The sequence below is a fragment of the Luteimonas panaciterrae genome (assembly GCF_020511115.1).
Lineage (GTDB): Bacteria > Pseudomonadota > Gammaproteobacteria > Xanthomonadales > Xanthomonadaceae > Luteimonas > Luteimonas panaciterrae.
In genome coordinates this window covers 374209-390074 of the sequence record NZ_JAJAVH010000007.1, presented here as the reverse complement: position 1 = coordinate 390074, position 15866 = coordinate 374209, and the positions used below count along the sequence as shown (strand labels likewise).

The 15866-nt window shown below is 64.3% G+C and carries 9 protein-coding genes and 1 tRNA gene; 7 read left to right on the top strand and 3 right to left on the bottom strand.

Translation table 11 applies throughout. From position 1 onward, the window contains the following. Window positions 1–141 precede the first annotated feature (141 nt). The gene (locus LG367_RS09840) at window positions 142–936 is read right to left on the bottom strand and encodes a thiazole synthase (RefSeq protein WP_226469060.1); all 795 of its coding nucleotides are present in this window, start codon (window positions 934–936) and stop codon (window positions 142–144) included. A gap of 303 nt (window positions 937–1239) precedes the next feature. Between LG367_RS09840 and LG367_RS09835 the strand changes: the two genes are divergently transcribed. The 3 genes from LG367_RS09835 to LG367_RS09825 are packed head-to-tail and all read left to right on the top strand — an operon-like array spanning window position 1240 to window position 6547. Then, complete coding sequence (locus LG367_RS09835; protein ID WP_226469059.1) at window positions 1240–3828, top strand: TonB-dependent receptor; 2589 nt, start codon at window positions 1240–1242, stop codon at window positions 3826–3828. A gap of 26 nt (window positions 3829–3854) precedes the next feature. Next, window positions 3855–5009: a phosphatidylinositol-specific phospholipase C1-like protein gene (locus LG367_RS09830; protein ID WP_226469058.1), complete on the top strand. Its 1155-nt coding sequence runs from the start codon at window positions 3855–3857 to the stop codon at window positions 5007–5009. Beyond that, complete coding sequence (locus LG367_RS09825; RefSeq protein WP_226469057.1) at window positions 5006–6547, top strand: CehA/McbA family metallohydrolase; 1542 nt, start codon at window positions 5006–5008, stop codon at window positions 6545–6547. The genes LG367_RS09830 and LG367_RS09825 overlap by 4 nt, the downstream gene beginning before the upstream one ends. Before the next feature lie 180 nt (window positions 6548–6727). On the opposite strand, the gene thiS is transcribed toward LG367_RS09825, so the two are convergent. Further along, window positions 6728–6931: a sulfur carrier protein ThiS gene (gene thiS / locus LG367_RS09820; RefSeq protein ID WP_226469056.1), complete on the bottom strand. Its 204-nt coding sequence runs from the start codon at window positions 6929–6931 to the stop codon at window positions 6728–6730. 155 nt (window positions 6932–7086) lie between these two features. Here thiS and LG367_RS09815 point away from each other — a divergent pair, with 155 nt between their 5' ends. Beyond that, window positions 7087–8934 (top strand): autotransporter outer membrane beta-barrel domain-containing protein, encoded by a 1848-nt coding sequence (locus tag LG367_RS09815; RefSeq protein ID WP_226469055.1) that lies wholly within the window; start codon window positions 7087–7089, stop codon window positions 8932–8934. A gap of 97 nt (window positions 8935–9031) precedes the next feature. Next, a tRNA-Gly gene (locus tag LG367_RS09810) sits at window positions 9032–9105 on the top strand. Window positions 9106–9178: 73 nt separating this feature from the next. On the opposite strand, the gene LG367_RS09805 is transcribed toward LG367_RS09810, so the two are convergent. Beyond that, window positions 9179–11089 carry an XVIPCD domain-containing protein gene (locus tag LG367_RS09805; protein WP_226469054.1) on the bottom strand — a complete coding sequence of 637 codons (1911 nt, stop codon included), beginning with the start codon at window positions 11087–11089 and terminating at the stop codon, window positions 9179–9181. Between the two features lie 400 nt (window positions 11090–11489). Here LG367_RS09805 and LG367_RS09800 point away from each other — a divergent pair, with 400 nt between their 5' ends. Beyond that, window positions 11490–12641, top strand: coding sequence for an efflux RND transporter periplasmic adaptor subunit (locus LG367_RS09800; RefSeq protein ID WP_226469053.1), 1152 nt, complete (start codon window positions 11490–11492; stop codon window positions 12639–12641). Beyond that, a complete protein-coding gene (locus tag LG367_RS09795) occupies window positions 12638–15742 on the top strand; it encodes an efflux RND transporter permease subunit (protein WP_226469052.1) in 3105 nt (1034 codons plus the stop codon). The genes LG367_RS09800 and LG367_RS09795 overlap by 4 nt, the downstream gene beginning before the upstream one ends. Window positions 15743–15866: the final 124 nt, after the last annotated feature.

Here is a 15866-nt window from a genome sequence, read left to right as displayed (position 1 = left end):
AGCTTTTATTCCTGTGTTGTTCTTTTGCATCCGCCCTCCTGGCGCGACAATACGGGCTCCGGATGCACCGGCCCGGCCATCCCGGACCGGGCGTTCGGACATGCAGCTGATGCCGATAGGGCATCGGCTAAGCGCATGTCTTCACCCAATCAGGCCGTCCACGGGCGAGGACGCACTGGCGAAGCGTTTGCGCGGGATGCGGCCGGCGAGGAAGGCGTCGCGTCCGGCCTGCACCGCCAGCTTCATCGCGCGCGCCATGCGGATCGGGTCGCGCGCGCCCGCGATCGCGGTGTTCATCAGCACGCCGTCGCAGCCGAGTTCCATCGCGATCGCGGCATCCGAAGCGGTGCCGACGCCGGCATCGACCAGGATCGGCACCTTGGCGTTCTCGACGATCTCGAGCAGGTTGTAGCGGTTCTGGATGCCAAGACCGGAACCGATCGGCGCGGCCAGGGGCATCACCGCGACGCAGCCGATCTCTTCCAGGCGCTTGGCCAGGATCGGGTCGTCACTGGTGTAGACCATCACGTCGAAGCCGTCGGCGACGAGCTGTTCGGCGGCCTTCAGCGTCTGCACCACGTCCGGGAACAGCGTCTTCTGGTCGCCCAGCACTTCGAGCTTCACCAGATTGCGGCCATCGAGCAGCTCGCGCGCGAGGCGGCAGGTGCGCACCGCATCCTCGGCGGTGTAGCAGCCGGCGGTGTTGGGCAGGATCGTGTAGCGGTCGGGCGGCAGCGCGTCGAGCAGGTTCGGCTCACCGGGCGTCTGGCCGATGTTCGTGCGGCGGATGGCGACCGTGACGATCTCGGCGCCAGCGGCCTCGGTGGCCGCGCGGGTTTCCTCGAGATCCTTGAACTTGCCGGTGCCGGTCAGCAGGCGGGATGCGTAGGGCTTGCCCGCGATGACGAGCGGGTCCAGAACGGAGGCGGGATTCATCCCCGAATTATGTCGCATCGACGCCGCCTTGTGGTCGGAAAACCTCGCCATTTCGGGGGTTACGCGATACGGGGACGGATCGTCCGGGCCGATCGCGTGAGCGACTGGCCGGGGCGCGCGGCACGAATTCATTGCGGTGTTTGTGCCGATGAAAACGGCCAAGAAGGCGGTTTTCAGAGATCCCTGCGTGTGTACGCGGCGTCGAGCGCGCGTGACCGTCTCGTGTCACGAAGGTTTAAGCATTGTCGATCACGATGCGGCGGTGCCCCTCGCACAGCCCCCGTTCATCTCTTGGACCTCCGCATGCCCCGCAAGCCACGCACTCTCCGCGGCGCGATTCGTCTCGCGCTTTCGTTGACGGTCGCCGCCAGCCCCTTCGCCCAGGCCCAGCAGGCCGCAGATGCCGCCCCCGCCACGCCCGCCGCGTCGCAGGACCGGGCGGTGGATCTGGACAAGATCGTCGTCACCGGCCGTTCCGGAACCCGGGAACGCAGCAAGGCCGAGAGCAGCTATTCGATCACCCGCATCGAGGAAGACCGCCTGCGCCTGCAGGCGCCGACCTCGGTGACCGAAGCCATGAAATCGGTGCCCGGCTTCTGGGTGGAAGCTTCCGGCGGCGAGGCCAGCGGCAACATCCGCGCACGCGGCATTCCCGTCGACGGCTACGGCTCGGTGAACATCCTCGAGGATGGCGTGCCGGTGCAGCACGATCCCGCACTGGGCTTCCTCAACGGCGACCAGGCCTTCCGTCTCGACGAGACCATCGAGCGCATCGAAGTGGTGCGCGGCGGTCCTTCGTCGGTGTTCTATTCCAACGCGCCGGCCGGCGCGATCAACTTCGTGCCGCGCGTGGTCGGCGACCAGGCCGAAGGCACGTTCAAAATGACGGTTGGCGACTACGGACTGGCGCGCTACGACGCCTTCTTCGGCACGCCGCTGGGCAACAGCGGCTGGAAGCTCGGCGTCGGCGGTTTCTTCCGCAGTGACGACGGCATCCGCGATCCCGGTTTCCAGGCCAATCATGGCGGCCAGTACCGCATCAACCTGAGCCGTGATTTCGAGCGTGGTCGTTTCAGCGTCGACTACAAGCACATGAACGACAACGTCGCGCTGTTCCTCGGCATCCCGATGCGCACGTATGCCGATGGCGAGATTCGCGCGGTACCCGGTTTCGACGGTAACTACGGCACGATGGCCGGGCCGGAAACGCAGCGTATCCGCATGCTGCAGGGCGACGGCAGCTGGTACGACTTCGACAACAGCCGCGGCACGGAAGTGAAGCGTGATCAGTTCACCCTCAAGCTGGACTACGAGCTCGGCGCGGGCTGGAAGCTCGCCGAGGCGCTGCGCTACAACGACACCGAGACCCAGCGCAACGGCATGTTCCCGCTGCAGCTGTGGAGCCAGTCCAAGTTCTTCGCGCAATTGCCGGCGAACGCCTTGGGCCGGTTCCCCGGCGCCACCGGATGGCAGCTGCGTTACGCCAACGATCCGACGCAGGTGTTCGATCCCGTCAACCAGAACGGCAATGGTCTGCTTTCCGTCGGCGGTCTGCGCGGCCTGACGATTCCGGTGAAGGAGTTGATCAACGATACCCGGATCATGCGCAGCTTCGACTTCGGCGAGCAGAGCCACGATGTGACTTTCGGCTACTACTACGCGCGCATCGATGAGGATTTCGACCGTTATTCCTCCAACGTGCTGACCGACGTGCGCGACAACGCGCGGCTGCTCGATCTGGTGGCCGTGGATGCCAACGGCAATCCGGTCGGCACCGCGACCGATCACGGCATCTATCGCTACGGCTACGAGTGGGAAAACGCCAGCGGCCGTTCCACCACGCATGCGTTCTATGTGTCGGACGAATGGCAGGTCAACGAGAAGCTGCGCATCGATGCCGGCGTGCGCTGGGAGAAGGTGAGCACCGAGGGTTGGACGGAAGTGCGTGCCAAGCCGGTGGTAGATCTCGGCACCTTCGCGACGTCGAGCATCCTGGCCGGCTCCGGGCGCTATGCGACTTACGACGAGAGCTTCGACAAGCTCGGATGGACGATCGGCGCCAACTGGCAGTTCAACGAAAACTCCGGTGTGTTCGCGCGCTGGACCTCGGCGTTCCGCCTGCCCAACCTGTCGACCTATATCACGCGTTATTCGAGCTGCGATCCCAACGATGTGGAAGGCTGCATCAGCAGGGACAAGAGCAATCCGAACACCCGTCCGATCATCCAGACGATGGATCTGGGCGAGGTGGGTTACAAGTTCAGCAACCAATACTTCGATCTGTTCGCCACCGCGTTCTACACCAAGTACGACAACGTCGGCTTCAGCAACGCCAAGTTCGATCTCAACAACACGCTGGTGCAGGAGCAGGGCTATGCCAGCACTCGTACCTTCGGCCTGGAGCTGGAGGCGAACTGGTATCCGGTGCAGTGGTTCGATATGCAGCTCACCGCCACCGTGCAGGACCCGCAGTACCGGAATCTACGCTACTACGAAAGCGTGGGCGGCGGTGCGCTGGTGCTGCGTGACTACGTCGGTAATCAGTTGATCCGCGTTCCCAAGAACAGCTTCCGGGTCGTTCCCGGCGTGAATCTGTTCGATGACAGGCTGCGCCTGCAAGTCGCCTACGAGTACGAGGGCGAGCGCTTCGTGGATACGGCGAACTCGGTGCGATTGCCGTCATATGACGTGATCAATGCCAGCGCGCGCTGGCAGGTGACGCCAGAGTTGTCGTTGTTCCTCTACGCCGACAACCTCGACAACTCGCTGGGCCTGACCGAAGGCAATCCGCGCGCCGGTGAGCTGCAGAGTGCTGATGCCGGCGCCAACACCTTCCTGGCGCGGCCGCTGCTGGGGCGGTCGTATCGTTTCGCGGTGATGTACAAGTTCTGACCGTGGGCGTGCATCGGCAGACACGCATGGTGGTTCGCATCGCCGGATGGCTGCTCACGCTGACCCCGTGGGCGGCCATCGCGTGCGATCTGGAGGCGGCACGCCCGCCGCGCAGTGGCCCGTGCGCGGCATCGGTGCTCGACAATCGTCTGCGCATGAACGACGTGCAGGTGATCGGCACACACAATAGCTACAAGCTGCCGTTGCCGGCGGACGAGCTGGCGGCGCATCGCAAGGTGGACCGTGTCGGCGCCGAATCGATCGACTACGGCCATCGCCCGTTGGCCGAGCAGCTCGATGCGGGCTTGCGTAGCTTCGAACTCGATGTGTACTACGATCCGGAAGGTGGCCGTTACCTGCATCCGCCGGGTGCGCATCGACGCGGTTATCCGAAACCGCCGTGGCCGGCCGCGCAGCTCGAACAGATGCGGCGTCCCGGTTTCAAGACGATGCATCTGTCGGATATCGATTTCCGCAGTAGCTGCGTCACCTTCCGCGTCTGTCTGACGATCGTGCGCGATTGGTCGCGCGCGCATCCGCGGCACGTGCCGATCCTGATCCTGATCAATGCCAAGGACAGCAAGGCTGGGGCAGGTGCCGTGCAGCCATTGCCGTTCGATGCGAAAGCCTTCGATGCATTGGATGCCGAGATACGGGAAGTCCTTCCGCAGCGCCAGCTGATCGTGCCCGATCAGGTGCAGGGTGATTTCCAGACTCTGCGCGAGGCGGTGCTGGCGAATCGCTGGCCGACCTTGGCACAGGCGCGCGGCAAGATCTTCTTTGCGCTGGACGAGGAAGCGAGGAAAGTCGCGCTATACCGCGGCGATCGCCGTTCTCTGGAGGGCAGGGTGATGTTCGTCAACACAGACGAGTCATCGCCGGCCGCTGCCTATCTGACGTTGAACGATCCGCTGGCGCAGCGCGAGCGCATCGCGCGCGCGGTGGCTGATGGCTTCATCGTGCGTACGCGCGCGGATGCGGATACCGTCGAGGCGCGTCGACACGACACACGGCGGCGCAAGGCCGCCTTCGCCAGCGGTGCGCAGACGGTTTCCACCGATTACCCGCAACCAGACCCGCGCCGGGGCCGGTATCGGGTCGTATTTCCCGGGCAGGGGTTCGTTCGCTGCAATCCATCGCGCGATGCCTGCCGGTCGTCTGCAACGGAGCGAGCACCATGAATCCAATCGCCAAGATCTTCCTGTCCGTTGCCGCGCTGGTCGCGGTGTCGTTGTCGTGCATGGGGAAGGCGGGGGCGGCCGATGCAAAACCTGACCTGGTGTTGCGCGGCGAGATCACCGGCGCGGACCATCAACGCTATCGCACGGTTCCGTTCGAGGTGCCGGCGGGCACAGCGCGCATCACGGTGCAATTCGAATACGGCGGCAAGGAAGAGAAGACCACTATCGATCTCGGTCTGCTCGGACCGGATGGCTTCCGTGGTCAGGACGGTTTCCGCGGTTGGAGCGGTGGCAACAAGGCGATCTTCACCGTGTCGGCGACGGATGCCACGCCTTCGTATCTGCCAGGGCCGATCCGTCCCGGCAAATGGTCCTTGCTGCTCGGCATTCCGAACATCCGCAAGGAAACGCGGTCGGAATATTCGGCGCGCATCTGGTTGGGCCGCGAGGACACGCCATATTGGCAGCCGGAGATTGCCAATCCACCGTTGCGCGACGAGGCCGGCTGGTATCGCGGCGATCTGCACATGCACGATGCGCACAGCGACGGCAGTTGCCAGAGCCAGGCCGGCGCCAAGGTGCCGTGCCCGCTGTTCCTGACGGCGCAGGCGGCCGTGGCGCGCGGTCTCGATTTCGTGGCGATCACCGATCACAACACGACGTCGCAGGCCAACGCGATCCGCGAACTGCAGCTGTATTTCGATCGGCTGCTGCTGGTACCGGGGCGGGAGATCACCACCTTCAGTGGTCATGCCAATCTGATCGGAACGGTGGCGCCGCTCGATTTCCGTGTCGAGGGCGACATGCGCGATGGAGGCGGGCGCGACTGGAACGCATTGCTGCGCGATGCCGCGTCGCTGCACGGCATCGTGTCGATCAATCATCCGATCCGGCCTTCCGGTGAAATCTGCATGGGCTGCGGTTGGACCGCGCAGCCGCAGGCCGATCCGGGTTTGTTGCAGGCGGTGGAAGTCGTCAACGGCATGGATGCCGATACGCCGTATTCCGGGATTCCGTTCTGGGAAGCGCTGCTCAACGCCGGCCATCGGCTGACGGCGATCGGCGGCAGTGACAATCACAACGCGAGCCAGCTGGAGCCGAGCATCGGTGGCGGTCCGGTGGGAGTTCCGACGACGGTGGTGCGGGCGTCGGCGTTGTCGATGCCGGCGCTGCTTGATGGCTTGCGCGCCGGACACGTGTTCGTCGATGTGCAGGGGAGTCGCGATCGCCGGTTGGATTTCAGCGCGCGCAAGGGCGATGCGACGGCGCGGATGGGTGATGGGTTGTCGGCCGCGCCTGGGGAGGCGATCGAGTTCACGGTCCACACCGGCAACGTGGCGGGCGGTCGCGTGGAAGTGATCCAGGATGGGTGCGTGCTGACGCCGATCGCCGAGCCGGCGATCACGAGCGCCGATCAGGAATTCCGGTTCTCATGGAGCAGCGACGGCAAGCCGCACTGGGTGCGGGTGAATGTGCGTGGCGGTGATGGCAAGTTGTGGCTGCTGGGGAATCCGGTTTACGTCAATCCGGCGAAATAGACGAACAGCTGGGCCGATTCGGTATCTTCATCATACGTTTGCAAGGATGCGTCATTCCCGCGAAGGCGGGAATCCAAGGACGTTCGGCCCGATCATCGCAACCTTGACGAAAGTCCACTGATTCCCGCCTTCGCGGGAATGACATCTTCAGAGTCGCGCGAGAGTCGAGCGCGCCCTGGCTCACCCGCCCCCCAGGGCATGCACGATCTCGACACGATCACCCGGCCGAAGTTCGTACTCGCCATGCCGGCCGCGCGGCACGATTTCCCCGTTCACTTCGACCGCGACCCGGCGCTCGGCCAGGTGCTGGGCCTGCAGGAGCGCGGCGATGGTGGGGCTGTCGTCGGAGAGGGCGAAGGCGTCGCCATTGAGCAGGATGTTCATGCGCTTATTGTCGCCGCTCGCGGCGATGTCCGCACCCGGCGGGCGTCGGCCATGCCGCAACGCAGCGTGTATCCATGTTGCGGTGCATGAAACGATAATGGACTGTCATACGCCTGTCATTGAAGGCGTCGTCCGGATTCGAGGAGATCCCGTCCATGTCGTTGTTGTCTCGTCCCGCCCGTCGCGCGCTCGTCGCTGCACTTGCCCTGGCCACGGCGCCCGCGTTCGCCGGGGACCATCCCTATTCGCAGACGGTTTTCTTTGGCGACAGCCTCTCCGACTCCGGTTTCTTCCGCCCGTTGCTCGGCCCTTCCGGTCTGCTGCTGGGGCGCTTCACCACCAATCCGAATCTGGTGTGGTCGGAACTGGTGGCCCAGTACTACGGCAGCAGCCTCACGCCCAACGGGAACGGCCAGAACGGCAACAACTATGCCGCCGGCGGTGCGCGTGTGGGCGTGGACGTCAGCAGTCCGTTGGGCACGATCCCGTCGCTGACCACGCAGATGAACAATTACCTCGCCGCGCATGGCGGCAGGGCCGATCCCAAGGCGCTGTACACGGTGTGGGGTGGCGCCAACGATCTGTTCGCCGTGCAGGCCGATCCCGGCAATGCGTTGCAAATCATCAACGGTGCCGTCACCGCGCAGATCGGCATCGTCAACACCTTGCAGGCGGCCGGCGCGCGTTACGTGCTGGTGCCGAGCCTGCCCGACATCGGTCTGACGCCACGCGCGCGCAGCGGCGGCCCAGGCCTGATGGCGGCGGGCACGGCGCTCGCCAGCTTCTACAACAAGTCGCTGTACGACGGCCTCGCCAGCCAAGGGCTGCGCGTGATTCCGGTGGATACCTTCCACTTCCTGCAGGAAGCCGTCGCCAATCCGGGTTTGTACGGCCTGCGCAACGTCACCACGCCGGGCTGCGGCATGCAGCCGCCGCCGGCGAACGATTCCTCGCAGTTCTGCAATCCCGGTTCCTTCGTCGAACCCGACGTGCAGACCGCCTACCTGTTCGCCGACGGCGTGCATCCTACCGGCGGCGCGCATGCGATGCTCAGCCAGCTTGCGATCAGCATGCTCGAAGCGCCGCGCCAGATCGCCGTACTGCCGCGCTCGGCGGCGGCCACGGGCCGCGCTCGCGCCGACATCGTGGCGACGCATCTCGCCGAACGGCCGGAAGGCGACGGCATGCGCTGGTGGACCAGCCTGCGCGGCGATTCCCAGCGCGTGAACCACGGCGATGCCTACGACGGCACGATCCCGTCCCTGAGCGGCGGCGTCGACTGGATGCGCGGCAGCTGGGTGTACGGCGCGTTCGCCGGCTTCGGCAGCGGCAACGTGGATTTCGGCGAGCGTCGCGGCAGCTTCGATCAGAAGGACGCCACGCTCGGCGGATTCGTCGGCTGGTATGGCGAGAACGGTCTGTGGGTGAATGGTCAGCTGAGCTACACGCAGATCAAGTTCGACGTCGATCGCGAAGTCTGGCTCGGACCGGCCATGCGCCATCATCACGGACGTCCTGACGGCGAGAACATCACCGCCGCCATCAACGCCGGCTGGGAGCTCGGCAGTGAAGGCCCGGTGCGGCACGGACCGGTGCTCGGCCTGATCGCGCAGCGCATCGACATCGACGGTTTCCGCGAGAGCCTGCCCGAACTGTCGACGTCGCTGGCCTATCCCAGCCAGAGCTACGATTCGCTGATCGGCAGCGTCGGCTGGCAGGCGAGCTACACCGCCGAATCCGGTTTCACGCCATACGCCAAACTCACCTACGACCACGAATTCGAGAAGCCGGACGAAGAGGCCTTCGCGCGCTCGCAGTCGCTAGCCGGCACGCCGAACTACGCGGTGCCGGGACTGAGCAGCGATCGCGACTACGGCACGCTCACCATCGGCGCACGCGTTCCGTTCTTCGGTCTGGATGCCAACTTCGGCGGCAGCACGACCGTGGAACGCGGCAGCGATCACAACGCCAGTCTGTTCGCCACGCTCGGCAAGCGTTTCTGATCGAACGGCCCGCTGCGGCGCGGGCGAAAGCGGTTCGGGCCCGTCACCGGGCCCGCGATTGCCACGATGCATTCGGCGGGCATAGACTTGCCTCGACGCGGGTGTAGTTCAATGGTAGAACTGCAGCTTCCCAAGCTGCTAGCGTGGGTTCGATTCCCATCACCCGCTCCACCTCATCTTTGAATGCCTGCCAGTTTCTATCTGGCAGGCGTTTTCAGTGGCGAAACGAGATCCCCGGTGCGCCTTAGTGCCGGGCCACCGCCACCTCGCGCGCGACCGGATCGGGTGTCGCCACGGCCGGTGCGAGCGGGCGGTCCAGCCGCGCGAGGCTGGTGTCCAGCGACGTCATCGTGCCCAGTGCGATCGGAGTCGACGCGCGTTGGCACGCCGGGGAGGTGGGATCTCCCTGCACGGCGATGAGGTTGCCCTTGGTGCCGACCACCACCGTGTCGATCTGCGTCATCCGGCCTTCGTGCGCGGAGGAGGCCAGTGACGCGGCCATGCACGCGCGGTCGTAGTCGCTGTTCAGGCCTTTCACCGGGCCGAGCTTGTTGATCGCCGTCATCGCGTCGTTGAACAACTTCGGACGCTCCGGCGCCGCGAGCTGCGGCACGGCGGTCGGCTCGAGCCGGTGATCGGCGTCCTGCACGTAGGCGATGCGCTGGCCGAACTGTTCGTCGCCGCGCTTGGTGAAAGTGCCCAGCGGCACCCGCGTGGACTCCCAGTAGGGATGGGTCATCGCGCCGTCGCCATCGCGGCGGACGTGGTTGGACGGGAACAGTTCGCTGCGGTCGCCGGCGTCGTGGAAGCCCATGCGCGCGTACAGGCCGCCATCGGTGCTGGCGTACTTCAGCGTGTCCGGACCGGCCATGGACACGGTGCCGTTGCCGCCATTGCGCAGCGACGCGCCGACGGCCTCCACCAACAACTTGGTGCCCACGCCCGCGTCATGCGCGGGCTTGGCGTCGGTGCAGATCTTGTCGATCCGCGCGCCGGCGGTGGTGTCCAGTGTCATCCAGCCGACCGGTACGTTGTTCTTGTAGGCGACGTACTGCTCGGTGCCGGGCGTGTTGTCACCCGTGTCGAAATGCTTCTTGCGCGCGAGGGCGTTGCGCTCGTCGGTGTTGCCCATGCGCAGCTCGAATTTCTCGATCTCTGCAAGGAATGCAGTGCGGTCGTCGAACTTGCGCACTGTCACCGGCATATCCGCGGTGATGCCCTGCTCGGGGTTGGAGACGTCGCGCTTCCAGTTTTTCCAGTTCTCGGCTAGTTCGGCACGCTTGATGCGCTCCGACTCCTGCGCGCGTTTCTGCGAATCGAGCAAGGCATCGGACACCGTCTTGTCCAGCGCCGGACCGGGCGCCAGGGCGGGGCCGTTGCCGTTTTCCTTGTAGTGCGCCACCAGCGCGGTGGTGGTCTCCGGCACGTCCGTCTTCACCGCCAGGTCGCCGGTGGTGCTGGGGGTATAGCGCGCACGCAAGGCCGCGTCCTTGTCGGTGTGCGCGCGGGCGAGGGGGTTGGAGTCGTAGCGAATCACCTCATAGGTACCGCCCTCCAGATAGTCCCGGCCCGCCCACGTGCGTTTGATGGTGAACGCACCAATGACATCCTCCGGCGCGATGCGCGGTGCGGCGCGCTCGAGGCCGAACAGGTTGTCCCGGGCCATGGTCTGCTGCTCGACGCCCTGATCGCGGACCACGCGCGCCGCGAAGCGCGCCTGAATGTCGTGGGTGTCGAACAATACTTTCGGCGCGACGACGTAGACGCGCGTTTCCTCCGGCGCCTCTTTCTGGGCCGGGTCGAAATCCGCACGCGTGCGGTCCACCTTGATCGGGAACAGCGATGCGGCCTCCAGCGAACCCGACACGCAGACCCCGGTGCGCGGGTGGATGTCCTGTTTCATCAGGCGATAGACAATGCCCTGGCCGTCGCGCGGAGCGAAGCCGTCGCGGAAGATCTCGTCTGTCGGCCGGTCGTCCGAGCGGAAGAAAGTCGCGTCATTGACGCGCAGCAGATCCATTGGAACGGCGGTCAGCGCCTTGCTGCCACTGCCGACCCAGTCGTAGAACTGGGTGGCGTTGGCGGGCTGGCGTGCGACCTCCCACGCCGTCTGGTTGTTCTCGGGGTTGCTCTGGTTCTCGTATTCCTTGGGCATATCCAGTCTCCTTGGCGTGGTGCCTCGCGGTCGCGCGCGCATCACAGTGGGAAATTTGGCGAAGTGGCAACGATGGTGTTGGCCAGATGGAATCAGTTTGACCGGATGGACACGTTCAAAATCGTGACGCGTGTCCGCCAATCGTCATTTTGAGGTGCGCGGTGTGTGACTCCGCTCAATGTTGGCGGGCATACAAAGACCGGGTTGGAGAGTTCGGCGCCATCGCGCCTTCAGGTACCGCCCAGTCCGGATTTTCGTGGCGGGTTCCTCTCGTGGTTGAACCCTTCGCTTGGCCTTGCGCGACATTTCCGCGACATCCATGGCCGATCATCGACCAACACTCGAACCCGCGTCTGGCGTAGACGCCGTGCGGCGACATTCGCCAAGGAAGTAGCCTCAAATGAAGCAACGCCGGATCGTTCCGATCGGTGCAGTGATCCTGGTGATCGTAGTGGTGCTGATTTTCGACAAAGTCCGGGACGGTGGGGTGGCCCAGAAGAGGAAGATTGTGCAGGCCCCTGTGCTATCTGTCGTCATGACGCGCGCGCATGCGTCCACGCTGCCCATCCGCATTCCTGCGACAGGAAACATAGCGCCTTGGCAGGAAGCCAGCGTCGGGACCGAGGTGGAAGGTCTGCGCCTCACCGAGGTCAGAGTCAATGTGGGCGATGCGGTTCGGCAAGGCCAGGTGTTGGCGCTGTTCAAGTCGGACATGATGGCGGCCGATTTGGCCGAGGCTCAAGCCGCTGTCGCCCAGGCCGAGGCGCAGGCGATGGAGGCCGAGGTCAATGCGCAGCGCGCAAAACGATTGGATGGTTCGGGCGCGATGTCCGCCCAGCAAGTCGACGAATATGTGGTTGCAGCCAGGACGGCGCGGGCGAGACTCGATGCCGCGAAGGCAGTCGAACAGAGAAACCGTCTACGGCTGGCGCAGGCGCGCGTGCTCGCTCCGAGCGATGGAATCATCACGTCCCGCACCGCGACTGTCGGGGCGGTCATGCCCGGCGGGCAAGAGCTGTTTCGTCTCATCAAGGACGGTCGACTGGAATGGCGTGCCAATGTGGCCCCGTCGGATATTGCCCGGCTGGCACCCGGACAGGTTGCGCAGATCAGCATCCATGGCCAGCCGTCCCTCCAGGGCAAGCTGCGAATTGTGGCGCCGGCCATTGATACCCAGACGCATCATGGGCTGGTCTATGTGGATCTCCCGCCAAGCAGCACGGTCCGTGCAGGTGCCTTCGCGCGTGGCTTTTTCGAAGTAGGGCAGAGCCAGGCCCTGACCGTGCCACAGCAATCCGTATTGCTGAGGGATGGATTCAACTACGTCATGCGTCTTGATTCGAATTCGAAAGTCATGATGACGAAGGTCTCCATAGGCAGGAGGGTGGGCGATCGGATCGAGATCACCGGGGGGCTGAAGCAGTCCGAGGACATTGTCGAATCCGGTCTCGGTTTTCTGAGCGAAGGCGACCCTGTCAGGGTGGTACGCAAGGAGGTGGCCGCCAACCTCACAGTCCTGGGTTCGGCCAGGCGGGCCGAGGCTGTGCCATGAACCTCAATGTCTCCACCTGGTCGATTCACAACCCGATTGCAGTCATTCTGCTTTTCATCCTGTTGACCGTCGCTGGGATCGGTGGCTTTCTGGCGATGCAGATACAGAATTTTCCGGACATCGATTTTCCGATCATCACGGTGAGAGCGGAGTTGCCGGGCGCCTCCCCGCCGCAGATCGAAAGCGACGTCGCGCGAAAGATTGAAGATGCGCTGGCCAACATATCGAAGATCAAGCATATCAGCAGCACCCTGACGGACGGGACGGCAACCATCACGGCCGAGTTCCATCTCGAAAAACCGGTCCAGGAAGCCATGGACGATGTGCGCGATGCGTTATCGAGCACGCGCTCCGACTTGCCTTCTGAACTGCGGGATCCGGTCATCACCAAGATCACCTTGGCGAGCAGGCCGGTGATGACCTACACCGTTTCCTCGACCGGGCTGGATGACGAAGCGCTCTCCTGGTTCATAGACAGCGAAGTCCGCAAGCGTCTGTTGGCCGTGCCGGGGATAGACGCTGTATCGCGAACGGGTGGGGTGGACAGGGAGATCCGCGTCGAGCTCGATCCGGACCAGTTGCTGGCTCTCAACGCGACAGCGGCAGACATATCCAGGCAGATCCGCGAGCTACAACAAGAGGCTTCGGGCGGACGGGTGGAAATGGGTTGGGCGGAGCAATCGGTTCGCACCATCGCAACGGTCGAGACTGCGCAAGACATCGCGGACATGGATGTGTCGTTGAGCGACGGGCGCAGGATCCGCCTGGATCAGATCGCCGAGGTTTCGGATGCGGTTGCCGAGCCGAGATCCATGGCGCTTTTCAACGGGAAAGCGGCCATCGGGTTTGATGTCATGCGAGCACGAGGCGCGGGCGAGATCGATGTGGCGAGAGCGGCTCACGCAGCGATCGAAGAGCTCAAAAAATCTCACCCAGAAATCGAATTCAACGAGGCGGTCAACTCGGTTGAACCCATCGTCGAAAATTACCGTGGGTCGATGACGCTCTTGCTGGAGGGGGCGGCCTTGGCGGTGCTCGTGGTTTTCTTTTTCCTGCGCGATTGGCGCGCGACCGTGATCGCGGCAGTCGCATTGCCGCTCTCTGCCATTCCGGCATTCGCTGTCATGCATCTCATGGGCTTTACCCTCAATACGGTTTCGCTCCTGGCCTTGTCGCTGGTGATCGGTGTGCTGGTCGATGATGCGATCGTGGAAGTGGAAAACATCGAGCGGCATCTGTTGATGGGAAAGACGCCATTCCGCGCCGCGATCGAGGCGGCCGACGAAATCGGGCTGGCCGTGGTGGCCACGACTTTCACGCTGATCGCCGTGTTCCTGCCCACCGCCCTGATGGGGGGATTGGTGGGCAAGTACTTCGTGCAATTCGGCTGGACCGCGGCCGTGGCCGTGTTCTTCTCCCTCGTGGTCGCTCGCATTCTCACGCCCACGATGGCCGCGTATATGTTGAAAGCGCCAAAGAAGCATCTAAAAACCCCCGGGTGGATCGAGATCTATCTCCGATACGTGCAGGTATGCCTGGAACACCGCGCGCTTACGGTGAGCGTTGCCGCCCTGCTCATCCTCGGTGGGCTGGCCGTTGCGTCGAGTCTGCCGGGCGAATTCGTTCCCGCGGACGATGGCGATCAGACGCAGGTGACCCTGACGCTGCCGCCGGGTAGCCGACTGGCCCAGACGCAGTCGTTAGCTGAGGACGCGCGGCAGATGATGCTGCGAAATCCTCGCGTGGTCTCCGTCTACACCGCCATTGGCGGCAGTGCGAAGGCCTCCGGGCATGATGAATCCGCCGGAGCAGCCTCAAGCGTCGCCACCGCGCTGCTCACAGCGAACCTGGTGCCGCGCAGCGAGCGCGACGGATTGAGTAAGCAGGTCATTGAAGGTCAGCTCAGAAAGGAATTGGGGCTCTTGCCGGGGGCGCGCATCAGCGTGGGCGCAGGGGGAAGAGGCGAAGGCTATACCCTGGCATTGGCCTCCGAGGATGGACCGTTGCTCGTTCAGCACGCGATGCTGGTTGAACGCGAATTGAGAGCGCTCCCGGGCATCGGCTCGGTGATCTCTTCGACAAGTCTGGTGCGGCCCGAGCTGGTCGTGCGTCCCGACTTCGCGCGGGCCGCTGATCTGGGCGTTACGTCTGCCGCGATCGCCGAGACGCTCCGGGTCGCTACGTCGGGTGACTACAGTCAAGCTCTTGCCAAGCTCAACCTGAGCGAGCGGCAGATTCCCATCGTGGTGAGGCTTGCAGACCGTGGCCGGGATGATCTGGAAACGCTCCGGCGGCTCCCGGTCCCGGGTACACACGGGCCTGTGCCCTTGGAAAGCGTGGCCGACTTGCAGATCCTGAGCGGCCCTTCCGAACTCACCCGCTACGACCGCACCCGGAACGTCAATCTGACGGTCGAACTCAACGGCCAACCCTTGGGGGAAGTGGAGCGGGCGGCCGCGGCGCTTCCCAGCCTGCAGAATCTTCCGAACGGCGTTAAGGTCAACTCGACGGGCGATGCCGAAAACAGAGGGGAACTGGCGGCCGGGTTTGCCATCGCAATGCTGGCCGGCGTGTTGTGCGTTTACGTGGTACTGGTGCTCCTGCTCAAAGACTTCGCGCAACCGCTGACCGTTCTGGTCGCCCTGGCGCTCTCGCTGCCCGGTGCCTTCCTCGCTCTGCTGGTCACCGGGTCATCGCTCTCGATGCCCTCCATGATCGGCTTGATCATGCTGATGGGAATCACGACCAAGAATGCGATCTTGCTGGTGGACTACATCGTCATCGCGCGCCGCGATCATGGGTTGGGCCGGTTGGAGGCCATCATTGACGCCTGTCGGAAGCGTGCGCGGCCGATCGTCATGACGACCATCGCCATGGGAGCGGGCATGCTGCCCATCGCCCTGGGCTTGGGGGCCGATCCCAGCTTCCGGGCGCCCATGGCCATTGGCGTGATCGGCGGGCTCATCACCTCGACGGTTCTGTGCCTGCTGGTGATACCGGTGGTTTACAGCTGCGTGGACGACGGCATCGATGCGGTCAAGGCACGACTGGGTCGGCGGGCCGACGCGCTTTCGGGACACGGCACGGAGAGGATGGCATGAGCGTCAGCACACTTTTGACGGCCCTGCTCGTCGGCTACATTCTTGCGTGCATCTCCCGGTATCTGCGCAAGAGTTGGCATAGAAATACAAACCATGGATGTGCCCGACCTCAGCCGTGCCGGAC